Origin of the sequence: Streptomyces laurentii, from assembly GCF_040635425.1 — a bacterium.
Lineage (GTDB): Bacteria > Actinomycetota > Actinomycetes > Streptomycetales > Streptomycetaceae > Streptomyces > Streptomyces laurentii.
In genome coordinates this window covers 1-22,396 of the sequence record NZ_JBEYHT010000075.1, presented here as the reverse complement: position 1 = coordinate 22,396, position 22,396 = coordinate 1, and the positions used below count along the sequence as shown (strand labels likewise).

General features: G+C 72.4%; 19 protein-coding genes. 16 read left to right on the top strand and 3 right to left on the bottom strand.

Annotated elements, in window-relative coordinates:
* Positions 1 to 30 precede the first annotated feature (30 nt).
* The 4 genes from ABZ693_RS31700 to ABZ693_RS31685 all read left to right on the top strand — a co-directional run bounded on the left by ABZ693_RS31700 (position 31) and on the right by ABZ693_RS31685 (position 4,423).
* Positions 31 to 1,170 carry an ABC transporter ATP-binding protein gene (locus ABZ693_RS31700; protein WP_359884568.1) on the top strand — a complete coding sequence of 380 codons (1,140 nt, stop codon included), beginning with the start codon at positions 31 to 33 and terminating at the stop codon, positions 1,168 to 1,170.
* A gap of 92 nt (positions 1,171 to 1,262) precedes the next feature.
* Positions 1,263 to 1,937, top strand: a complete 675-nt coding sequence (locus ABZ693_RS31695; RefSeq protein ID WP_359884536.1) for a trimeric intracellular cation channel family protein — start codon at positions 1,263 to 1,265, stop codon at positions 1,935 to 1,937.
* 23 nt (positions 1,938 to 1,960) lie between these two features.
* Entirely contained in the window at positions 1,961 to 2,821 is an 861-nt protein-coding gene (locus tag ABZ693_RS31690; protein WP_359884533.1) for a thioesterase family protein, read from the top strand.
* Between the two features lie 438 nt (positions 2,822 to 3,259).
* Positions 3,260 to 4,423 (top strand): cysteine desulfurase family protein, encoded by a 1,164-nt coding sequence (locus tag ABZ693_RS31685; RefSeq protein ID WP_359884531.1) that lies wholly within the window; start codon positions 3,260 to 3,262, stop codon positions 4,421 to 4,423.
* Between the two features lie 71 nt (positions 4,424 to 4,494).
* Here ABZ693_RS31685 and ABZ693_RS31680 read toward each other — a convergent pair whose 3' ends face one another.
* A complete protein-coding gene (locus ABZ693_RS31680) occupies positions 4,495 to 5,100 on the bottom strand; it encodes an N-acetylmuramoyl-L-alanine amidase (RefSeq protein WP_359884567.1) in 606 nt (201 codons plus the stop codon).
* A 340-nt stretch (positions 5,101 to 5,440) separates the two neighbouring features.
* Between ABZ693_RS31680 and mnmA the strand changes: the two genes are divergently transcribed.
* Entirely contained in the window at positions 5,441 to 6,577 is a 1,137-nt protein-coding gene (gene mnmA / locus ABZ693_RS31675) for a tRNA 2-thiouridine(34) synthase MnmA (protein WP_359884528.1), read from the top strand.
* Between the two features lie 53 nt (positions 6,578 to 6,630).
* On the opposite strand, the gene ABZ693_RS31670 is transcribed toward mnmA, so the two are convergent.
* Positions 6,631 to 7,632, bottom strand: coding sequence for an endonuclease/exonuclease/phosphatase family protein (locus tag ABZ693_RS31670; protein ID WP_359884564.1), 1,002 nt, complete (start codon positions 7,630 to 7,632; stop codon positions 6,631 to 6,633).
* A 333-nt stretch (positions 7,633 to 7,965) separates the two neighbouring features.
* Positions 7,966 to 8,559 (bottom strand): alpha/beta hydrolase, encoded by a 594-nt coding sequence (locus ABZ693_RS31665; RefSeq protein WP_359884525.1) that lies wholly within the window; start codon positions 8,557 to 8,559, stop codon positions 7,966 to 7,968.
* Positions 8,560 to 8,666: 107 nt separating this feature from the next.
* Between ABZ693_RS31665 and ABZ693_RS31660 the strand changes: the two genes are divergently transcribed.
* From ABZ693_RS31660 to gatB, 11 genes are all read left to right on the top strand, one after another.
* Positions 8,667 to 9,200: an LOG family protein gene (locus ABZ693_RS31660; RefSeq protein WP_359884523.1), complete on the top strand. Its 534-nt coding sequence runs from the start codon at positions 8,667 to 8,669 to the stop codon at positions 9,198 to 9,200.
* A gap of 162 nt (positions 9,201 to 9,362) precedes the next feature.
* The gene (locus ABZ693_RS31655) at positions 9,363 to 11,141 is read left to right on the top strand and encodes an alpha/beta hydrolase (protein WP_359884520.1); all 1,779 of its coding nucleotides are present in this window, start codon (positions 9,363 to 9,365) and stop codon (positions 11,139 to 11,141) included.
* A 113-nt stretch (positions 11,142 to 11,254) separates the two neighbouring features.
* On the top strand, positions 11,255 to 11,749 hold the full coding sequence (locus ABZ693_RS31650) for a hypothetical protein (RefSeq protein ID WP_359884518.1): 495 nt from the start codon (positions 11,255 to 11,257) through the stop codon (positions 11,747 to 11,749).
* A gap of 34 nt (positions 11,750 to 11,783) precedes the next feature.
* A complete protein-coding gene (locus ABZ693_RS31645; RefSeq protein ID WP_359884516.1) occupies positions 11,784 to 12,473 on the top strand; it encodes an SDR family oxidoreductase in 690 nt (229 codons plus the stop codon).
* Between the two features lie 282 nt (positions 12,474 to 12,755).
* Complete coding sequence (locus ABZ693_RS31640; protein WP_435842603.1) at positions 12,756 to 13,742, top strand: methionine synthase; 987 nt, start codon at positions 12,756 to 12,758, stop codon at positions 13,740 to 13,742.
* Between the two features lie 32 nt (positions 13,743 to 13,774).
* A complete protein-coding gene (ligA, locus tag ABZ693_RS31635; protein ID WP_359884512.1) occupies positions 13,775 to 15,952 on the top strand; it encodes an NAD-dependent DNA ligase LigA in 2,178 nt (725 codons plus the stop codon).
* 340 nt (positions 15,953 to 16,292) lie between these two features.
* A complete protein-coding gene (locus tag ABZ693_RS31630) occupies positions 16,293 to 18,482 on the top strand; it encodes a putative bifunctional diguanylate cyclase/phosphodiesterase (RefSeq protein WP_359884509.1) in 2,190 nt (729 codons plus the stop codon).
* Positions 18,483 to 18,592: 110 nt separating this feature from the next.
* Complete coding sequence (gene gatC, locus ABZ693_RS31625; RefSeq protein ID WP_359884507.1) at positions 18,593 to 18,889, top strand: Asp-tRNA(Asn)/Glu-tRNA(Gln) amidotransferase subunit GatC; 297 nt, start codon at positions 18,593 to 18,595, stop codon at positions 18,887 to 18,889.
* A gap of 6 nt (positions 18,890 to 18,895) precedes the next feature.
* Positions 18,896 to 20,398 (top strand): Asp-tRNA(Asn)/Glu-tRNA(Gln) amidotransferase subunit GatA, encoded by a 1,503-nt coding sequence (gene gatA / locus ABZ693_RS31620; RefSeq protein WP_359884505.1) that lies wholly within the window; start codon positions 18,896 to 18,898, stop codon positions 20,396 to 20,398.
* Positions 20,395 to 20,637 (top strand): hypothetical protein, encoded by a 243-nt coding sequence (locus ABZ693_RS31615; RefSeq protein WP_359884502.1) that lies wholly within the window; start codon positions 20,395 to 20,397, stop codon positions 20,635 to 20,637. Before gatA ends, ABZ693_RS31615 begins: the two co-directional genes overlap by 4 nt.
* A 15-nt stretch (positions 20,638 to 20,652) precedes the next feature.
* On the top strand, positions 20,653 to 22,164 hold the full coding sequence (gatB, locus tag ABZ693_RS31610; RefSeq protein WP_359884499.1) for an Asp-tRNA(Asn)/Glu-tRNA(Gln) amidotransferase subunit GatB: 1,512 nt from the start codon (positions 20,653 to 20,655) through the stop codon (positions 22,162 to 22,164).
* Positions 22,165 to 22,396: the final 232 nt, after the last annotated feature.

Genomic DNA, 22,396 nt, shown 5'->3' with positions numbered 1-22,396 from the left:
GCGAGCCACACCAAGGCGGTGAGTGACACCATGGAGCCCTTGCTCAAGGTCACGGGCCTGCAGAAGCACTTCCCCATCCGGAAGGGGCTGCTGCAGCGCCAGTCCGGCGCGGTCAAGGCCGTCGACGGGATCGACTTCGAGGTCTACCCCGGTGAGACCCTGGGCGTCGTCGGCGAGTCCGGCTGCGGCAAGTCGACGATGGGCCGGCTCATCACCCGGCTCCTCGAACCGACCGGCGGCACCATCGAGTTCGAGGGCACGGACATCTCCCACCTCGGGGTGGCGAAGATGCGCCCGCTGCGCCGCGACATCCAGATGATCTTCCAGGACCCGTACGGTTCGCTGAACCCGCGCCACACGGTCGGCGCGATCATCTCGGCCCCCTTCAAGCTCCAGGGCGTCGAGCCCGAGGGCGGCCTGAAGGCGGAGGTCCAGCGGCTGCTCGGCCTCGTCGGCCTCAACCCCGAGCACTACAACCGCTACCCGCACGAGTTCTCCGGCGGCCAGCGCCAGCGCATCGGCATCGCCCGCGCGCTCGCGCTCAAGCCGAAGCTCGTGATCGCGGACGAGCCCGTCTCGGCCCTGGACGTCTCCATCCAGGCGCAGGTCGTCAACCTCCTGGACGACCTCCAGGACGAGCTCGGCCTCACGTACGTGATCATCGCGCACGACCTGTCGGTCATCCGGCACGTGTCCGACCGCATCGCCGTGATGTACCTGGGCAAGGTGGTCGAGCTCGCCGACCGCACGTCCCTGTACCAGTCGCCGATGCACCCGTACACGCGCGCGTTGATGTCGGCGGTGCCGATCCCGGACCCGCGCCGCCGGGGCCAGAAGAACGACCGCATTCTGCTCACCGGCGACGTCCCGTCACCGATCGCGCCGCCGCCGGGCTGCCGCTTCCACACCCGGTGCTGGAAGGCCACGGACGTCTGCAAGACGAAGGAGCCCCCGCTCCTGGAGCTGCGGCCGGGCCAGCGGGTCGCCTGCCACCACCCGGAGAACGCGGAGGGGATCACGGTCCCGTCGGCGCGCGAGTCGGTGGAGGTGACGGCGCCGCCGGCGGGGCCGAAGGAGCCGAAGGCGACCGAGAAGGCCGCGCCCGAGAAGACGGAGAAGTCCGCCGGAGGGGCTGCCGAGAAGTCCCCGGAGAAGCCTTCGAAGGACTGAGTACGCGAGCGGTACGCGCGTGAGGCTCCCACCCCGTGGTGGTGGGAGCCTCACGGCGTTCGGGACCGCGCGGGAGACGGCACAATTGGGCGGTGCTCCACGATTTGTTCAATCCGTCCGTCCAACACGCGCTCGATCTCGTCGGCATCTTCGTCTTCGCGATCTCGGGCGCGCTCCTCGCCGTCCGCAAGAACTTCGACGTCTTCGGCATGGCCGTGCTCGCCGAGGTCACGGCGCTGGGCGGCGGACTCTTCCGGGACCTGGTCATCGGCGCCGTACCCCCGGCGGCCTTCACCGATCTCGGCTACTTCCTCATGCCGCTGGTCGCGACCGCCCTGGTGTTCTTCCTCCACCCGGAGGTGGAACGCACCCAGACGGCCGTCAACGTCTTCGACGCGGCGGGCCTCGGCCTGTTCTGCGTGACCGGCACGACCAAGGCGTACGACTACGGCCTCGGCCTGACGTCCTCCGCCGTCCTCGGCATGGCCACCGGCGTCGGCGGCGGTGTGCTGCGCGACATACTGGCTGTCGAGGCGCCCTCGCTGCTGCGCTGGGACCGGGACCTGTACGCCGTGCCGGCCATCGTGGGTGCGACGATCGTGGTGCTGTCCATCCGCTTCGACGTGCTCAACGCGTACACGAGCGGGATCGCCGTCCTCACCGCGTTCGTGCTGCGGCTGCTGGCGATGCGCTACCACTGGCGGGCGCCGCGGGCCTGGAACCGGCGGTCGTCCACGCGCGAGACCGAAAAAGCTACCGCTCAGTAGCTGAAACCTGTACCGTCGCGGCCATGAGCATGAGCAGCATCGAGACCCCGGGCGGAGCGAGCGCGACCAGCGAGTTCGACCGCGACACCGCCGTCACCCTCCGCGAGCCCGGCGTCTACGACGCCGAGCTGTCGGCCGGCTGGACGATCATCCGCGCCGTCAACGGCGGCTACCTCCTCGCCCTTCTCGGCCGCGCGCTCGGCGACCACCTGCCGCACCCCGACCCGTTCACGATCTCGGCGCACTACCTCACGCCGTCCGTGCCGGGCCCCGCGGTGATCCGCGCCGAGACCGTCCGCACCGGCCGCACCCTCTCCACCGGCCAGGCGTCCCTCTATCAGTACGCGGAGGACGGCACCGAGGTCGAGCGCATCCGGGTCCTCGCCTCGTACGGCGACCTCGCCACGCTCCCCGACGACGTCCGCACCTCCGCGACGCCGCCCGCGTTCGCCCCGATCGACCAGTGCTTCGGCGCCTCCGACAGCCCCGCCCCGCCGATCCCCGGCTCCTCGGCCATCACCGAACGCCTCGACCTGCGGCTCGACCCGTCGACCGTCGGCTGGGCGATCGGAGCGCCGTCCGGCAAGGGCGAGATGCGCGCCTGGTTCGGCCTCGCGGACGGCCGCGACGCCGACCCGCTGTCGCTGCTCCTCGCCGTCGACGCGCTGCCGCCCACCTCCTTCGAGCTCGGCCTCAAGGGCTGGACCCCCACCGTCGAACTCACCACCCACATCCGCTGCCGCCCGGCCCCCGGCCCGCTGCGCGTCTCCATCACCACCCGCAACCTCGCGGGCGGCTTCCTGGAAGAGGACGCCGAGGTCTGGGACTCCGCCGACCGCCTGGTCGCCCAGTCCCGCCAGCTGGCGCGCGCGCCGCGCGGCTGAGCCCCTTTTTTGTGCCTCCTCGCCTCCGGGGTGCTTGAGGCGGGCTCACAGCGCCGATCGCGCTCGGTCCCTCGTTCCTCGGGACCTGCGCGCGTTCGGCACTGTCCCCCGCCGCAGCCCTTCGGCTCACTCGGCCGTCGAGGCGAGCCCGGATGCGGGGGCGCCGACAGGGCACACCCCGCACGCCACCACGCTGCGGGGGCCCGGTCCGGTCCCCCCCCCGCACGCCACCACGCTGCGGGGGCCCGGTCCGGTCCCCCCCGCACGCCACCACGCTGCGGGGGGCCCGGTCCGGTTCGCGCGGGCGCGATTCCGCCCCTTGAGCCCCACAATCCCCCCTCGCTCCCCACTCTCCGGGTGACGACCGTCTCAGTACCGTCGATGCGGGCCGGGCACCCTCCCGCGCGTGCCGGGTGGGCTCGTAGAATCGGTCTCACCATGGCTTACCTCGACCACGCCGCGACCACGCCCATGCTCCCCGAGGCGATCGAGGCGATGACCGCCCAGCTCGCGCTCACGGGCAACGCCTCCTCGCTGCACGCCGCAGGCCGGCGCGCCCGGCGGACCGTCGAGGAGGCCCGCGAGACGCTCGCCGGGGCGCTCGGGGCCCGGCCCAGCGAGGTCGTCCTCACGTCCGGTGGCACCGAGGCGGACAACCTCGCCGTCAAGGGCCTGTTCTGGTCCCGCCGCGCCGCCGATCCGCGCCGCACCCGGGTGCTGTCCAGTCCGGTCGAGCACCACGCCGTCCTCGACGCCGTCGACTGGCTCGCCACCCACGAGGGCGCGACCGTCGAGTACCTGCCCGTCGACCCGTACGGCCGGGTCCACCCCGAAGCGCTGCGCGAGGCCATCGCCCGCGACCCGGATTCCGTCGCGCTCGCGACCGTCATGTGGGCGAACAACGAGATCGGCACCGTCATGCCGATCCGTGAACTCGCCGACGTGGCCGCCGAGTTCGGGGTCCCGCTGCACGCCGACGCCGTGCAGGCGGTCGGCCAGGTCCCGGTCGACTTCGCCGCCTCCGGGCTCGCCGCCATGACCGTCACCGGGCACAAGATCGGCGGTCCGTACGGGATCGGCGCCCTGCTCCTGGGGCGCGAGTACACCCCGGTCCCGGTCCTGCACGGCGGCGGTCAGGAGCGGCACGTCCGCTCCGGCACCCTCGACGTGCCCGCGGTCGCCGCCTTCGCGGTCGCCGCCCGGCTGGCCGAGGAGGGCCGCGAGGAGTTCGTCCGTACGGTCGGCGCCCTGCGCGACGAGCTGATCACCGTCGTCCGTACCGCCGTCCCCGACGCGATCCTCGGCGGGGACCCGGTCGACCGGCTCCCCGCCAACGCCCACTTCACCTTCCCCGGCTGCGAGGGCGACTCGCTGCTGCTGCTCCTGGACGCCGCCGGCATCGAGTGCTCCACCGGCTCCGCCTGCACCGCCGGCATCGCCCAGCCCAGCCACGTCCTGCTCGCCACCGGCGCCGACCCCGACCTCGCCCGAGGCACCCTGCGCTTCAGCCTCGGCCACACCTCCACCCAGGAGGACGTGGCGGCGGTCGCCCAGGCGATCGGCCCGGCCGTCGAACGCGCCCGCGCCGCCGGCTTGAGCTGACGCCGGTCCGGGCTGACGTCGGCCTGAGCCGGCGCCGGTCCGAGCCGACACCGGCCGTCCGACCGGGAGGCTCAGCCGAGCTTCGCGCGCGCGGCCCGTACCAGCCGCAGATAGCGCGGCCAGTCCCAGTGCTTCCCCGGATCGGTGTGGTCGGTGCCGGGAACTTCCACGTGCCCGATGATGTGCTGCCGGTCCACGGGTATCGCGTAGCGATGGCATATGTCAGCCGTGAGCCGCGCCGACGCCTCGTACATCGCCGCCGTGAAGTCCTGGGGCCGGTCCACGAAGCCCTCGTGCTCTATCCCGACGCTGCGCTCGTTCATGTCCCGGTTCCCGGCGTGGAAGGCCACGTCGAGCTCCCGGACCATCTGCGCGATGTGCCCGTCCTTGCGGACCACGTAGTGCGCGGCGGCCCCGTGGCTCGGGTCCTTGAACACCTTGAGCGCCGAGGCGTAGCTGCCCTGCGTCACATGGATCACGACGCGGTCGATCGGGAAGTCGCCGGGGCGGTCGGCGCGCCGCCAGTTGTACCGGGACGCCGCCGTCCACTCCGCGCCCTTGTTGTCCAGCTCACCCTCCACCCGCTTGCGCTCGACACCGGGCAGCCGCCACCACAGCCGGCCCAGCTCCTCCCGGGCGAGTACGGCCGTGCCGGCGACGGCGACCGCCCCGCCGATGAGGAAGGCCCGCCGCCCGACGGGCCCCGCCGCGCCCTTGCCGCTCCCGGCCCCGGACTTCTTGGCCGCGGGCTTCCTGGCCGTGGTCTTACCGGCCCCGGACTTCCCCGCTCCGGACTTCCCGGCCGTGCTCTTCTTCGCCGTGCTCTTGCCCGCCGCCTTTTTCACGGGTGTCTTCCCCGCCTTCGTCAGCGGCTTCTTCGCCGCCGTCTTCTTCACCGGCTTCCGCGTCGTCCGCTTGCCCGCGCCCTGCCCCGCCTGCTTCCCGCTGTCCACCACATGACGAAGAACGCGCGCGGCCGCGACCGCGGTTCCCGGCGCCCCGTACCCTGGTAGGGCTATGACTCAGACCCCGCCGCAGCGCCCCCTCCGCGTCCTCGCCGCCATGTCCGGTGGAGTGGACTCCGCCGTCGCCGCCGCTCGTGCCGCCGAGGCGGGCCACGACGTCACCGGCGTGCACCTGGCCCTCTCCGCTAACCCGCAGTCCTTCCGTACCGGCGCGCGGGGCTGTTGCACCATCGAGGACTCACGCGACGCCCGGCGGGCCGCCGACGTGATCGGCATCCCCTTCTACGTGTGGGATCTCGCCGAGCGCTTCCGCGAGGACGTCGTCGACGACTTCATCGCCGAGTACGAGGCGGGCCGCACGCCCAACCCCTGCCTGCGCTGCAACGAGAAGATCAAGTTCGCCGCGCTGCTCGACAAGGCCCTCGCCCTCGGCTTCGACGCCGTCTGCACCGGCCACTACGCCACCGTCGTCACCCGCGAGGACGGCGCCCGCGAGCTGCACCGGGCCTCCGACCAGGCCAAGGACCAGTCGTACGTGCTCGGCGTACTCGACGAGAAGCAGCTGGCACACGCCATGTTCCCGCTCGGCGACACCCTCACCACCAAGGACGAGATCCGGGCGGAGGCGGAGCGGCGCGGCCTCGCGGTCGCGAAGAAGCCCGACAGTCACGACATCTGCTTCATCGCCGACGGCGACACCCGCGGCTTCCTCGCCTCCCGCCTCGGCACGGCGGAGGGCGACATCCTCGACGAGTCCGGTACGAAGGTGGGCACCCACGAGGGCGCGTACGGCTACACCATCGGCCAGCGCAAGGGCCTGCGCATCGGGCACCCGGCGCCGGACGGCAAGCCGCGCTACGTCCTCGACATCTCGCCGGTGAACAACACGGTCACCGTCGGCCCCGCCGCGTCCCTCGACGTCACGGCCCTCAGCGCGATCAAGCCCCGCTGGTGCGGCACGGCCCCCGAAGGCCCCGGCCGCTACACCGCCCAGCTCCGCGCCCACGGCGACGAGACCCCGGTCAGCGCGGTCATGACGGACGGCGAACTGTCCGTCACCTTCGACGCCCCGGTCCGCGGCATCGCCCCGGGCCAGGCGATCGTCCTCTACGACGGCACGCGGGTCGTCGGCTCGGCGACGATCGCGACGACCGTACGCCGGACCGAGGACACGAGCGCGGGCGTCTGAGCCGAGGCGTCCGCCCGGAGGAGCGGGGGCAACGGGCGAACGGCCGGCGGCGGTCACCAGCCGACGCGGGCCGCCACCGGCAGATGATCGCTGCCGGTGGCCGGCAGGACCCACGCACTCTTCGGTTCCACACCCCTGACGAGGATCTGGTCGATCCGCGCCACCGGGAAGGACTCCGGCCAGCTGAAGCCGAAGCCGCTCCCGGCCGCTTCCTGCGCCGAACGCAGCCGTGACGTGAGGCCGGCGAACGCGCGGTCGTCCATGGTCCCGTTCAGGTCGCCGAGCACCACCACCCGCTGGTTCCGCTCGGAGGCGACGGCCCGGGCGAGCGCGACCGCGCCGGCGTCGCGCGAGTCCGTCCAGAAGCCGCCCCGGGGCATCAGCCGTACCGACCCCAGGTGCGCCACGTACACCGCCAGCGGGCCCCGCTCCGTTGCCACCGTGGCGCGCAGCGCCCGCGGCGGGTCGACGGGAAGGTCCTCGGCCCGCCGGGTCTTCGCCAGGGGCCCGACGTCGCCCCGCAGCACGTCGACCGGCCTGACGTCCGACAGCGGCAGTTTGCTCCACAGCCCGACCGTGCCACGCGTGGCGTGGTACGGGTACGAGGCCGCCAGCTCCTTTCCGTACGCGGCCGTGGCCGGCGAGGTCATCTCCTCCAGCGCCAGCAGGTCCGCCCCGGAGGCGGCCAGGGCGCGGGCGGTGCCGGACGGGTCGGGATTGTCGGCGTTGACGTTGTGGCTGACCACGGTGAGGTCACCGCCCGGCTCCGACCGGTCGAGGAGCAGCCCGCCGAAGAGGCCCAGCCACACCGAGGCGGGCAGCAGCAGCGCGACCACGGCCGTGGCGGAACGCAGCCACAGCGCCCCGGCGAGGAGCAGCGGGACGAGTAGCCCGAACCACGGCAGGAACGTTTCCACCAGGCTGCCGAGTCCACCCCGGTCCGTGATCTCCGCGTGCAGCAGCAGGAGCAGGCCGAGCACCAGCGCCGACACCGTGAGCACCGGGCCGCGCGTCCACGGCCCCGGACCGGACAGAGCGCGGACCGCCCGCCGCATACGCGCGCGTGGGGCGTCCGGAACGGATCGTCGTGCGTCACTCACGGGCGGATGTCCTTCGGGGGAGTTCTGGAGGTCCGAGGGCGACCTCACGCCTCCCGGGGCGGGAGCAGTCTCTCAGCCGTCTCTTCCACCGGCGGGGACAGGTCGACAGGCCGACAGGTTGTCAGGCCGTCGCGTGCATGCGTACGGGCACCCTGTGACATCCGGGGCTCGTACAAGCCCGGCATGTTCACCGACCAGGCGAGCTGACCGGCCGCCGGCTCGCGCGGCCCGTCTCAGGATCGTCCGATCCGGGGGCGGGCCGTCTCCGTGCCGGCCGGACCGACGGGCTCAGACGCCCGCCGGCTCCTCCGCGTAGAAGTCCGCGAGCACCGGCGCGAGGACGTGCGGGGCGACCTCGTGGGTCTGGCCGGTGAGGGTACGGTGCCGGCCGCGCGGGACGGCGGCGGCGACGGTACGGGCCGCCCGCCGCGTCCCGGCCGGGCTCGCCCCGCCGTCGACCACGAGCACGCGCGCGTGGACCCGGCCGAGCCCGGCCGCGTCCACCGTGCCGCACGGCGGCTCGTACACCGACAGCGGGCCCACCGGCACCCCGGCCGCCGCCGCGGCGAGCGCGAGCGCCCCGCCCGACGCGGTCCCGTGCACCGCCGCCGTACCGCTCTCCCCGCACACCGCCTCGACGAGCGCCGTCAGATCGTCGATCTCCCGTGCCTCCCTCCCGGCCCGGCGGTCGTACGCGACCACCGAGAAGCGGCGGGCGAGCAGCGCGGCCAGCGCTCGCTCGCCCCCGGACCCCGTCCTCGCCGCCTCGCCCACCAGGATCAGCGGCGGGCCGTCCCCGTACCGCTCGTAGGCGATCTGCGTGCCGTCCTGCGCCCTGACCAGGCCCTTGGCCGGGGCCGGTGTGGTGTTCACCAAGTCCATGCCAGGGCAGACCGGGGCCCCGCGCGGAACTCATCGCTCGCAGCCGGAAAATCTTGAGAAAACCCGTGATGTCACGGTGTGTCAGCGCCAGGGCCTACGGTTGCCTCATGAATATCTGCGTCTTCCTCTCCGCCGCCGACCTCGCCCCCCGCTACACCGTCCCCGCCCGCGACTTCGCCACCCGGCTCGGCAAGGCGGGCCACACCCTGGTCTGGGGCGGTTCGGACACGGGCCTGATGAAGGTCGTCGCGGACGGCGTCGAGGAGACCGGCGGCCGGCTGGTCGGCGTCTCCGTCGACTTCCTCGCCGCCCGGGCACGGCAGGGCGCCGACGAGATGGTCATCGCCAAGGACCTCGCCGAGCGCAAGGCCCTGCTGCTCGCCAAGTCCGACGCGATCGTCGTCATGGTCGGCGGCACGGGCACCCTCGACGAGGCCACCGAGATCATGGAGCTGAAGAAGCACGGCAAGCACGACAAGCCGATCGTCCTGCTCAACACCGCGGGCTTCTACGACGGCCTGAAGAGCCAGTTCCGTCGCATGGAGGAGGAGGGCTTCCTGCCCATCCCGCTCGCCGACCTGGTCTTCTTCGCGGAGGACGGCGAGGCGGCCCTGGCCTACCTGGAGTCCTGCCGGGCCTGAGCGCCCGGCCCTGACGCGAACGAGTGGCCCGGGCGTCGCCGCTGACGCCCCGGCCACCCGATCGTGTGCCGATCGGCCGCGCGGCACCGCCGTGGGGGATTCGCCCCATTAGCGTCGGCGCGTGACCCACTTCACAACCCGCGCTCCGTACGGGCCGCGCCGATGAGCCCGGCCGGCACCCTGACCTGGCGCCTGCTCAGGGACCTCAGGCTCACGGAACTGGAGCAGGCGGGCGACGGCTGGCAGCAGCTCTCGCACCGCGCCGACGCCGACCGCGGCCGTGTCGACCGGGCGATGACCGCGCGGCTGCGCGAGACACAGGCGGGCGAGTCCGCCGAAGCCGCGCTCGGCCGGCTCCGCCGCCTGAGCCGGAACTTCCAGTACCTGCACACCGAGTGCGGCCTCATCCGCTCCACCCTCGACGCCCTGGCGGCCGACCTGGCCGAACCCCAGCGCCGGCTGAAGGACGCCCTGCGGGACGCCGAGGACCTGGGCTTCACCGTCCACGAGGACGGTTCCGTCGCCTACCCGGCCGCCACCGCCGACACCCCCACCCCGGGCCTCGGCGCCGACAAGGCGCCTGGAGGGACGGTCCGGGGCGGCTTCCCGCTGGCCCCGGACCGCCTCGCCGACATCGCCCGCCACCCGTTCCCCTCCACCAACCCGCACGCCGCGCGGGCCCAGGAGATCGCCGACCGCATCGCCGGCGCCGTCACCTCCGCCGCGTCCATCGACGCGACGTTCGCCAAGACCCTCGACGGCCTCCGCGCCGCCGACGGCCTCGACGTCACGGAGAACACCTGGAAGGACGTCGCCCACGACACGGCGGACGTCCGCACCACGGTCGGCCACCATCTGGTCGCCGCCATCCCGGTGGACGAGAGCCCCGCCGCCCGCCGCGCCTGGTGGGAGGGCCTGAGCGACGAGCAGCGCCGGGAGTACCTGGACATCGCCCCCGACCTGATCGGCGACGTCGACGGCATCCCCGCCGCCGCCCGCGACGAGGCCAACCGCCGCTACCTCCCGCTCCTCATCGAGGAGATGGAACGCGAGGGCGGCCAGGACTCCAAGCTCGAAGCCCTGCGCATGATCCAGGACAAACTGGGCGAGCCGAGCGAACCGCCGATGCTCCTCCTCGACATCGACGACAAGGGCAACGGCCGCGCGATCGTGGCGTACGGCGACCCGGACACGTCCCGGAACGTTTCGGCGTACGTGCCGGGCCTCGGGACGAAGCTCGACGCGGAGTTCGTCACGGACACGATGCAGCGGGCGTTCGACACGGCCAAGGGCGCGAGGGAAATCGATCCGTCCAGCGCCTCCATCATCTGGCTCGGCTACGACGCGCCCGGGCTCGGGACTGTCGCCCTCACCGACAGCGCCGAAGCCGGTGCCCCCGCGTTCAGCGAGTTCATGGAGGGACTCGACGCGACGAACAAGAACGCGGATCCCCATCTGACGGCGATCGGACACTCCTACGGCTCCCTCGCCGTGGGCACGGCCGCCCGGCAGAGCGGGGGGATCCCGGGTGCGGACGACATCATCCTGCTCGGCAGCCCTGGCGTCGGGGTGGACCGGGCCGAGGACCTGGGCGTCAGCCGGGAGCACGTTTTCGTGGGATCGGCGGAGAACGATCCGGTGACACATATGCCCAACATCAAGGAAGCCGCCGTGGGCAGTGCCGCTCTCGCCAGTCCGGTGGGCGCACTCCAGGCGAGTCGCGTCACCGACCACCTCCACTTCGGGCAGGACCCGGCCAGCGCGGGCTTCGGAGCCCAGCGTTTCAAGGTCGACGACGGACCCAGAATGATCGCGGAACTGGGGTTTTTCGACGCGCATTCCCAGTACTTCACACCGAGCCTCGACCAGGAGTCCGCGGACAACATCGCTCTCGTCGTCGGAGGACAGCCGGAAAGAATCAGCAGGGAGGCCTACCGATGAGATGGACCGGACGCGCGGCGCGCATGGCGTCGTCGATCGTCCTGGCGGGGGCAGTCCTTGCCGGATGTACAGGTGGAGGCGCCGGAAACGATGCGCGAGGTGCGGTGACGGACATGAACATGCAGGAAGCGGCGGAGCACGCGGACGCGATGATGGACGCCACCTTCAAGGCGATCGTCCCCGGTGTCCAATGGGCCCACGACACGACGACCACCCACCGGTGCGATGTCGTCCGGCGCCGGGCGGTGACCACCATCGTCTCCGAGCAGCGGCGAGGCAGCTTCCTCGGCGTGGTGCAGCGGCATTGGGAGAAGAGCGGCTACACGATCAAGAGCGTCCGGCCCGACCGGGAGATGCCCGCCCTCTACGCGGTCTCCCCGGAGGGATTCCAGATCCGCGTGCTCATCGGATACAAGGGACAGGCCTTCTTTCAGGTCGACACCCCGTGTGTGGAGCCCTCCGACGTCACCGAGCCCGCCTCCGAGCCCAACGGCCCCGCCTACCCCCTCGGCAAGATCCCCGCCCCCAACGTCCACTCCGACTTCTGGTCCGCCACCACCGCCGTTCCCGCCGCGTCCGTCCCCGCGCCCGCTTCGCCCGAAGTCTGATCATCCGATCCGCCCTCGGTGAGAGCATGTGGTCATGGCTACACATGTGATCACCGGAGCCGGCTCGGGCATCGGGGCCGCCGTCGCGCGGCGGCTGCACGCGCGCGGGGACGAACTCGTGCTGCACGCGCGCGACGCGGGCCGGGCGAAGGAGCTGGCGGCGGAGTTTCCCGGAGCCCGGACGCTCGTCGGGGACCTGGCGGACCCGGACCGGCTGTCGTGGGCGTTCTCGCACCAGAAGCTGCCCGAGCGCGTCGACACGCTGCTGCACGTCGCGGGTGTCGTCGACCTCGGGCAGATCGGTGAGCTGACGCCCAAGGCCTGGCACCACCAGCTGAACGTGAACTTGATCGCCCCCGCCGAGCTGACCCGGCACTTCCTGCCCCAGCTGCGGGTCAGCAAGGGCCACGTGCTCTTCGTCAATTCGGGTGCCGGCCTCAACGCGCACGCCGAGTGGGGCGCGTACGCCGCGTCCAAGCACGGGCTGAAGGCGCTCGCCGACTCCCTGCGGCACGAGGAGCACGGCAACGGGGTGCGGGTCACGTCCGTGTACCCGGGCCGGACCGCGAGCCCCATGCAGGCGAAGGTGCACCAGCAGGAGGGCAAGGACTACGACCCCCAGCGCTGGATCGACCCCGAGTCCGTGGCCACCACGATCGTCATGGCCATCGACCTGCCGCGTGACGCCGAGGTCAATGACCTGACCGTACGACCGGGGCGCTGACCTCGCGCGCGTGAAGCGCGCGCACCGCTGGCGGCCCGCACGGCCGCCCACGGACGGGCTCCGGGCGCGGGGACCCGCTTCCCGCGCCCTCACCCCGCTCGTCCCTTCCCGCTTCATCCCTTCACGCCCGGGCCCCCTCCACCCCGCCGCTAGAGCCGCCCTCGAGGCCCCGCCACGTACCCTTCCGGGGTGAGCGAGAACACCAGCCAGACCACCACCGGGGCGACCGGTACGACAGAGCCCGCCCCCTTCCCCTGGGCCCCCGCCACCGGCGTCGGGTCCCTGCCCGGCGAGGACGCGCGCGAGGCGGCCAAGACCGTGACCGGGTCCTTCGAGGACTTCCCGTTCCTCGCCGAGCTGCCCGGGCGCGGGCCCGGGGCCGACATGATCGGGCGGACCGCGGGGATGCTGGTCGAGCTGTACGCGCGCGTGGAGCCCAGCGGCTGGCGGATCGGCGACCGGCCTGGGCGTGACACCCGGCGCGCCCACTCCTGGCTGGGCGAGGACCTGGACGCCCTGGAGGAGTTCACCCAGGGGTACGAGGGCGCGCTGAAGGTCCAGGCGGTGGGGCCGTGGACGCTCGCCGCGGCCCTTGAGCTGCGCGGCGGAGAAGCGGCGCTGTCCGACTCCGGGGCCTGCCGCGATCTGGCGGCCTCGCTCGCCGAGGGGCTGCGGCTGCACCTGGCCGATGTCCGCAAGCGGGTTCCGGGGGCCCGGGTGGTGCTCCAGCTCGACGAGCCGTCGCTGACCTCCGTCCTCCTCGGGCAGATCCGTACGGCCAGCGGCTACCGCACCCACCGGGCCGTCGACCGGCAGGTGGTGGAGAGCACCCTGCGCGACGTCATGGGGGCGCACGACGGGCCCGTGGTGGTGCACTCGTGCGCGCCGGGCGTGCCGTTCGCGCTGCTGCGGCGGGCCGGTGCCGCGGGCGTGTCGTTCGACTTCTCGCTTCTCACCGAGCGTGACGAGGAGCCGATCGGCGAGGCGGTGGAGGCCGGGACGAAGCTGTTCGCCGGTGTGGTGCCCGCCACCGACCCGGCGACGGGTCCGGGCGCGGCCCCGGCCACCCGGGGATTGTCGGACCCGGGGGGTAGCGTCATGGGTGTCAGGACGCTGTGGCGCAGGCTGGGGCTGAATCCGGGGACTCTCGCCGAGTCCGTGGTGGTCACGCCGGCCTGCGGTCTGGCGGGTGCCTCGCCGGCGTACGCGCGCAGGGCTCTCGCGCATTGTGTGCGGGCGGCGCGCTCGCTCGCGGACAACCCAGAGTGACCGGATTTCAGGCTACGGGAGGACGAGAAACGGTGACAGTCGAACAGGGGGCCCCCGCCGAGGCGCGGGAGAAGCACGCCGAGCTGGCGGAGCAGGTCGAGGAGCACCGCTTCCGGTACTACGTGAAGGACCAGCCGGTCGTCAGCGACGCGGAGTTCGACCGGCTCCTGCGGTCGCTGGAGGAGCTGGAGGCGGACTACCCGGATCTGAGGACGCCGGATTCGCCGACCCAGAAGGTGTCCGGCTCGTACGAGACGGAGTTCACCGCCGTCGAGCACCGCGAGCGGATGCTGTCCCTGGACAACGCGTTCGACGACGCGGAGCTGGCAGCCTGGGCCGAGCGGGTCGCGAAGGACGTCGGCACGGGCGCGTACCACTTCCTGTGCGAGCTGAAGGTCGACGGACTCGCCGTGAACCTCACGTACGAGCACGGGCGGCTGACCCGCGCGGCGACCCGCGGTGACGGCCGTACGGGCGAGGACATCACGCCCAACGTGCGCACGATCGCGGACATCCCGCACCGGCTGTCCGGCGAGCGCGTCCCGGACCTGGTGGAGATCCGCGGCGAGGTCTACTTCCCGATGGCCGCCTTCGAGGCGCTGAACGCGCGCCTGGTGGAGGCCGGTGACAAGCCGTTCGCCAACCCGCGTAACGCGGCGGCGGGTTCGCTGCGCCAGAAGGACCCGAAGGTGACGGCGACCCGGCCGCTGCACATGGTGGTCCACGGCATCGGCGCCCGCGACGGCCTGGAGATCGCCCGCCTGTCGGACGCGTACGCGCTGCTGCACGAGTGGGGCCTGCCCACCGCCCGGCACAACAAGGTGGTCGACTCCCTCGACGGCGTACGGGAGTTCATCGCGTACTTCGGCGAGAACCGGCACTCCGTCGAGCACGAGATCGACGGTGTCGTCGTCAAGCTCGACGAGATCCCGCTCCAGGGCCGGCTCGGCTCCACCGCGCGCGCCCCGCGCTGGGCGATCGCGTGGAAGTACGCGCCGGAGGAGGTCAACAGCAAGCTGATCGACATCAAGGTCGGCGTCGGCCGCACGGGGCGCGTCACGCCGTACGCGCAGGTGGAGCCGGTGACGGTGGCCGGTTCCGAGGTCGAGTTCGCCACCCTGCACAACCAGGACGTGGTGAAGGCCAAGGGCGTGCTGATCGGCGACACGGTCGTGCTGCGCAAGGCCGGCGACGTCATTCCGGAGATCCTCGGCCCGGTGGTGGACCTGCGGGACGGCACCGAGCGGGAGTTCGTGATGCCGGCGGAGTGCCCCGAGTGCGGCACGCCGCTGAAGCCGATGAAGGAAGGCGACATCGATCTGCGCTGCCCCAACGCGCGGACCTGTCCCGCCCAGCTGCGCGAGCGGCTGGCCTTCCTCGTCGGCCGGTCGTCCCTCGACATCGAGAACTTCGGCATGGTCGCGGCGGCGGCGCTCACCCGCCCGCTGGAGCCGGCCGAGCCGCCGCTGGCCGACGAGGGCGACCTGTTCGACCTGACGATCGAGCGGCTGCTGCCGATCCGGGCGTACGTCCTCGACCCGGACAGCGGGCTGCCCAAGCGGGACCCGAAGACCGGCGAGGAGAAGATCGTCTCGGTCTTCGCCAACCAGAAGGGCGAGCCGAAGAAGAACGCGCTGGCCATGCTGAAGCACATCGAGGAGGCCAAGACCCGGCCGCTGGCCCGCTTCCTCAACGGCCTGTCGATCCGACACGTGGGTCCGGTCGCGGCCGAGGCGCTGGCGCGCGAGTTCCGCTCCCTGGAGCGGATCGAGCAGGCCACGGAGGAGGAGCTGGCGGCGGTCGACGGCGTCGGCGGGATCATCGCCGCCTCCGTGAAGCGCTGGTTCGAGGAGGACTGGCACCGCGAGATCGTGCGCAAGTGGCGCGCGGCCGGGGTCGCCCTGGAGGACGAGGGCGCGGGGGAGGAGCAGGGCCCCCGTCCGCTCGACGGGCTGACGGTGGTCGTCACCGGCACCCTGAAGGACTACACCAGGGATGGCGCAAAAGAATCGCTCCAAGCGCGAGGAGCGAAGGTGACCGGTTCCGTTTCAAAGAAGACCGCATTCGTGGTCGTCGGTGACAGCCCGGGTTCCAAGTACGACAAGGCGATGCAGCTGAAAGTTCCGGTTCTGGACGAACAGGGCTTCGTCGTCCTGCTCGAACAGGGGCCGGAAGCCGCCCGTGAGGCCGCCCTGCCCGTCGCCGAGTAGCCGCCGGACGGCTCCCGGGGCCCCGCCGCACCCGACCCCGCGGCGGGGCCGCCGGAACCGCCCTCGCTCACCCGTTCGTCGCATACCAGATCGTTACGGGTGGCGGGGTCGCATTCGGGCAAGAGAAGGAGAGCACTGCCCGTAGCGGCCCTTCGCGGCCTACTGTGGTGACTGTGCGTCCGTCGCGCACGGCCGTGCGAGGGCCCAGCCGGCGCGGCGGCGGAACACGCGGTTCGGACACGCGGCGCGGCGACCGCCCGGCGGCATGACGACGGACATGCCGGCGGCAGGACGACGGCTCCGCGGTGCGACGGCACCGCCGGCTGTGAGAGGGACGGGAATGAAACCGACCGAGAGCGCCGCCCCCATCGCGCGACCCCAGGGCCGCGCGGCCTTCGTGGGCTTCGCCTCCGGGCTGCCCGCGGCACTGGTGGGCATCGCCGCCGTCGCCTTCGCCGCGGGCCTCTACGACACCCTGAGCACGGGTCAGGCACTCTTCCCGGACGGCGCCGCCGGCTGGTCCCTCGCCATCCTCACCGGTCTCATCGTCGGCCACCTCGTGGCCCTCGGCCGCGACCGCTGGTGGGGCGGCACCGGCTCCGGCGCCGCGCTCACCCTCGCCGTCCTGCTGCTGTACGGCTGGGTGCCCGCCTGTCTGGTCTCGCTCGCCGTGGTCGGCCTCGTCGCCGCCGCCCGCCGCCACCGCTGGCGCCAGGGCCTGCTGCACGGCGCCGTCGACATCCTCGGCACCGGCGCCGCCGCCCTCGTCCTCGCCACCTTCGACGACATGCCCTCCGTCGCCCACCCCTGGCAGCCCCTCGACGGCGGCATCGCCGACGTCCCCGAGATCGTGCTCGCCGCCGTCGCCTACCTCGCCTGCACCCGACTGATGCTCTGGTACGCGCTCGCGCCACAGGGCGGCGGCCTGCCCACCATCGCCCGCAGCGCCCTGATCCGCCAGGGCCTCGTCGCCCTCGCGCTGTTCGCGATAGCCCCGCTCGTCTGCGTCGTCGCCGCCTCCCGCCCCGTTCTCCTGCCGCTCTTCGCCGTCCCGCTGATCGCCCTCGACTCCACCCTGTGGATCGCCCGCGCCCGCGCCGAGGAACAGCTCCGCGACCACCTCACCGGCCTGCCCAACCGCCAGTGGCTCCTGGAACGCACCTGGACCGCCCTGGAGGAGGCCGAGGGCGAAGGCGTCCGCTCCGCCCTCGTCCTCATCGACCTCGACCGCTTCCGCTCGGTCAACGACACCCTCGGCCACCTCGCCGGAGACCGCCTGCTGCTCCAGATCGCCGAACGGCTCCGGCTCGCCCTCCCGCGCGGCGCCGAGGCCGCCCGCCTCGGCGGCGACGAGTTCGCCGTCCTGCTGCCCACCGCCGACTCCACCACCAGCGCCCAGCGCGTCGCCCGCCACCTCGTCGCCGAACTGTCCTCCCCGCTCGACCTCGACGGCCTCACCCTCGTCCTGGAGGCCAGCGCCGGCGTCGCCGTCTTCCCCGACCACGCGCTGGACGCCGAGGGCCTGCTGCGCCGCGCCGACGTCGCCATGTACCAGGCCAAGCGGGACCGCACCGGCGTCGAGGTGTACGAGTCGAAGCGCGACTCCAACACCCCCGACCGCCTCGGCCTCCTCGGCGACCTGCGCCGCGCCCTCGACGCCGGCGACGTCGAGCTGCACTACCAGCCCAAGGTCCGCTTCGACGGCCAGGTCGCCGGCCTGGAGGCGCTGGTCCGCTGGGTGCACCCGGAGCGCGGAAAGGTCCCGCCGGACGAGTTCATCGCCATCGCCGAGACCTCCGGCCTGATGCCGCACCTGACCGAGTACGTCCTGGAGACCGCCCTCGCCCAGGTCGCCCGCTGGCGCGCCCAGGGGCTCGACGTCCCCGTCGCCGTCAACGTCTCCCCGCGCGACGTCCACACCCCCGGCTTCGCCGGCGCCGTCGCCGCCCGCCTCGCCCGCCACGGCGTCCCGGCCGGCGCGCTCCAGCTGGAGATAACCGAGCACGTCCTTCTAGAGGACCCGCAGCGGGCCGCCGACACCATGGCCGGCCTCACCGGCCACGGCGTCAAGATGTCCCTCGACGACTTCGGCACCGGCTACTCCTCCCTCGTCCACCTGCGCCGCCTCCCGGTGAGCGAACTGAAGATCGACCGGTCCTTCGTCGCCCGCCTCGCCGTCGACACCGAGGACGCCGAGATCGTCCGCTGTACGGTCGACCTCGCCCACTCCCTCGGCCTGCTCGTCGTCGCCGAGGGCGTCGAGGACGACGCGACCTGGGAGCGCCTGCGCGCCCTGGGCTGCGACGCCGTCCAGGGCTGGCTGGTCGCTGCGGCCATGCCGCCCGCCGAGGCCACCGCCTGGCTGCGCGCCCGCGGCGAGCACGGCTGGCGCCGCCCCTCCGAGATCGCCGCGGCGAACGCGGCGGCGGCCGCCGCGACCGCTTCCGCCGCCGCTCCCGCGGACATCACCGCCGCCGAGATCACGGCCGTCACGGACCGCGATCACCCCTCCGGCCGGATCGCCTGGTAGGACGAGAAGCGGCCCCGGGGCCGCCCCCGGAGCAAACCGTTTTCCGGGCAGGTGCGCGGGCCCCCTAGGATTGGCCCCAACACCATCAGACTCACCCCGTGAGGATCCGCATGCCTGGCATCACGCGCGAGGAGGTTGCACACCTCGCACGGCTGGCGCGTCTGGAGCTGAAGAGCGAGGAACTCGACCACTTCGCCGGTCAGCTCGACGACATCATCGGCGCGGTCGCCCGCGTCTCCGAGGTCGCCGACCAAGACGTACCGCCGACCTCCCACCCGCTGCCGCTGACCAATGTCATGCGTGCGGACGAGGTCCGTCCGTCGCTCACCCCCGACCAGGCGCTCTCCGGCGCCCCGGCCCAGGAGCAGCAGCGTTTCAAGGTGCCGCAGATCCTGGGGGAGGACTAAGACGTCATGACGGACAACAGCACCATCATCAAGCTCACCGCCGCGGAGATCGCGGCGAAGATCGCCTCCGGCGAGCTCACCGCCGTCGAGGTCACCGAGGCCCACCTGGCCCGGATCGACGCCGTCGACGAGAAGGTCCACGCCTTCCTGCACGTCGACCGGGAGGGCGCCCTCGCCCAGGCCCGCGCCGTCGACGAGAAGCGCGCCCGCGGCGAGAAGCTCGGCCCGCTGGCCGGCGTCCCGCTCGCGCTCAAGGACATCTTCACGACCAAGGGCGTGCCCACGACGGTCGGCTCGAAGATGCTGGAGGGCTGGATCCCTCCGTACGACGCCACGCTGGTCAAGAACCTGAAGGCCGCGGACGTGGTCATCCTGGGCAAGACCAACATGGACGAGTTCGCGATGGGCTCCTCCACGGAGAACAGCGCGTACGGCCCGACCGGCAACCCCTGGGACCTGACCCGGATCCCCGGTGGCTCCGGCGGCGGCTCCTCGGCCGCCATCGCCTCGTACGAGGCCCCGCTCGCCATCGGCACGGACACCGGCGGTTCCATCCGCCAGCCCGCCGCCGTCACCGGCACCGTCGGCGTCAAGCCGACGTACGGCGCGGTCTCCCGCTACGGCATGGTCGCCTTCTCCTCCTCGCTCGACCAGGGCGGCCCGTGTGCCCGTACGGTCCTCGACGCGGCCCTGCTGCACGAGGCCATCGCCGGCCACGACCCGCTCGACTCGACCTCCATCGACGCCCCGGTCCCGCCGGTCGTCGAGGCCGCCCGCAACGGCTCGGTCGCCGGCATGCGGATCGGTGTCGTCAAGCAGTTCCGCGGCGAGGGCTACCAGGCCGGTGTCGTGCAGCGCTTCGACGAGTCCGTCGAGCTGCTGAAGTCGCTGGGCGCCGAGGTCGTCGAGGTGGACTGCCCCACCTTCGACCTCGCGCTCTCCGCGTACTACCTGATCGCGCCGTCCGAGTGCTCCTCCAACCTGGCCCGCTTCGACGGTCTGCGCTACGGCCTGCGCGCCGGCGACGACGGCACCCGGTCCGCCGAGGACGTCACCGCGCTGACCCGTGAGGCCGGCTTCGGCGACGAGGTCAAGCGCCGCATCATCCTCGGTACGTACGCGCTCAGCTCCGGCTACTACGACGCGTGGTTCGGCTCGGCCCAGAAGGTCCGTACCCTCATCACCCGCGAGTTCGAGAAGGCGTTCGAGCAGGTCGACGTGCTCGTCTCCCCGACGACCCCGACCACCGCCTTCCCGATCGGCGAGCGCGCCGACGACCCGATGGCGATGTACCTCGCGGACCTGTGCACCATTCCGACCAACCTGGCCGGCAACGCCGCCATGTCGCTCCCGTGCGGCCTGGCGCCGGAGGACGGTCTGCCGGTCGGCCTGCAGATCATCGCCCCCGCCCTGAAGGACGACCGCCTCTACAAGGTCGGTGCCGCCGTCGAGGCCGCCTTCGTGGAAAAGTGGGGTCACCCGCTGCTTGAGGAGGCTCCGTCGCTGTGACCAGTGCACTGCAGAAGGCCAAGGGCTTCAAGAAGTCCAAGACCGGTACGTACCTGTCCATGGGCACCACCGCGTTCGGTGCCGTCGCCGTGGCCAAGCAGGTCAAGAAGGCGCGCGCGGACCACGACACGCTGAAGCTCATCGACGCCGTCGTGTCCGCCGCCGCCATCGTCACCGGCCTCGCGATCCTGTACCGCGAGCTGAAGCGCCTCGGCGACGACGACGTCCTGCTGGGCTGAGAGGGAAGTTCCACCGTGACTGTCACTGAACTGCTGTCGTACGAGGCGGCCCTCGCCGAGTACGACCCCGTCATGGGCCTGGAGGTCCATGTCGAGCTCGGCACGAAGACCAAGATGTTCTGCGGCTGCTCGACCGAGCTGGGCCAGGACGCCAACGCGCAGACCTGCCCGACCTGCCTCGGCCTGCCCGGCGCGCTGCCGGTCGTCAACGAGATCGGCGTCGAGTCCGCGATCAAGATCGGCCTCGCGCTGAACTGCTCGATCGCCGAGTGGTGCCGCTTCGCCCGGAAGAACTACTTCTATCCGGACATGCCGAAGAACTTCCAGACCTCCCAGTACGACGAGCCCATCGCCTTCGACGGCTACCTGGACGTCCAGCTGGAGGACGGCGAGGTCTTCCGCGTGGAGATCGAGCGCGCCCACATGGAGGAGGACACCGGCAAGTCCACCCACGTGGGTGGCGCGACCGGCCGCATCCACGGCGCCTCGCACTCGCTGCTCGACTACAACCGGGCCGGCATCCCGCTCATCGAGATCGTCACCAAGCCGATCGTCGGCGCGGGCGAGCGGGCCCCCGAGGTCGCCAAGGCGTACGTGGCGGAGCTGCGCGAGCTGATCCGTGCCCTGGGCGTCTCCGAGGCGCGCATGGACAAGGGCCAGATGCGCTGCGACGTCAACCTGTCGCTGATGAAGAAGGGCGCCGAGCGCTTCGGCACCCGCTCGGAGACGAAGAACGTCAACTCGCTGCGCTCCGTCGAGCGGGCGGCGCGCTTCGAGATCCAGCGCCACGCGGCGGTCCTGGAGTCCGGCGGCACGATCCTCCAGGAGACCCGTCACTTCCACGAGGACGACGGCTCCACCACCTCGGGCCGCATCAAGGACAACGCCGAGGACTACCGCTACTTCCCCGAGCCGGACCTGGTGCCGATCGCTCCCGCCCGCGAGTGGGTCGAGGAGCTCCGCAAGGGGCTTCCCGAGCTGCCGCGCGTACGCCGGAACCGGCTGCGCGAGGAGTGGGGCCTCGGCGAGCTGGAGATGCAGTCCATCCTCAACGCGGGCGCGGTCGACCCGATCGCGGCCACGATCGAGGCGGGCGCGGACGCGGCTTCGGCCCGCAAGTGGTGGATGGGCGAGCTGGCCCGCAACGCCAACGAGCGCGGCGTCTCCCTCGACGAGCTGCCGATCACCCCGGCGGACGTCGCCCGGGTCTCCGCCCTGGTCGCCGGCGGCGACCTGAACGACAAGCTGGCCCGTCAGGTCATCGAAGGCGTTCTCGCGGGCGAGGGCACCCCGGACGAGGTCGTCGAGAAGCGCGGCCTGAAGGTCGTCTCCGACGACAGCGCGCTCGGCGCGGCGGTCGACGAGGCCATCGCGGGCAACGCGGGCATCGCCGACAAGATCCGCGGCGGCAAGGTCGCCGCGGTCGGTGCCCTGGTCGGCGCGGTCATGAAGGCCACCCGAGGCCAGGCCGACGCGGCGAAGGTCAAGGACCTGATCCTGGAGAAGCTGGGCGTCAGCGAAGGCTGATCCCGCTGATCTCGCGGTTCCGTACGTACGAGAGTGGCTCGCACCTTCAGGGGTGCGGGCCACTCTCGCTTCCGGCGGGCCGGCCGTGGGGGCCCGTCCTGGAGGCGCCTTGACACGACCTTCATGGATGCGTAAGGTTCTCCGAGTTGCCACGGAGCCGGTACGGTCCCCGGCAACCATCCCGCCGCCTTGAGCGGCACCTCAACTCCGCACGATCTCCCCACCGGGACGA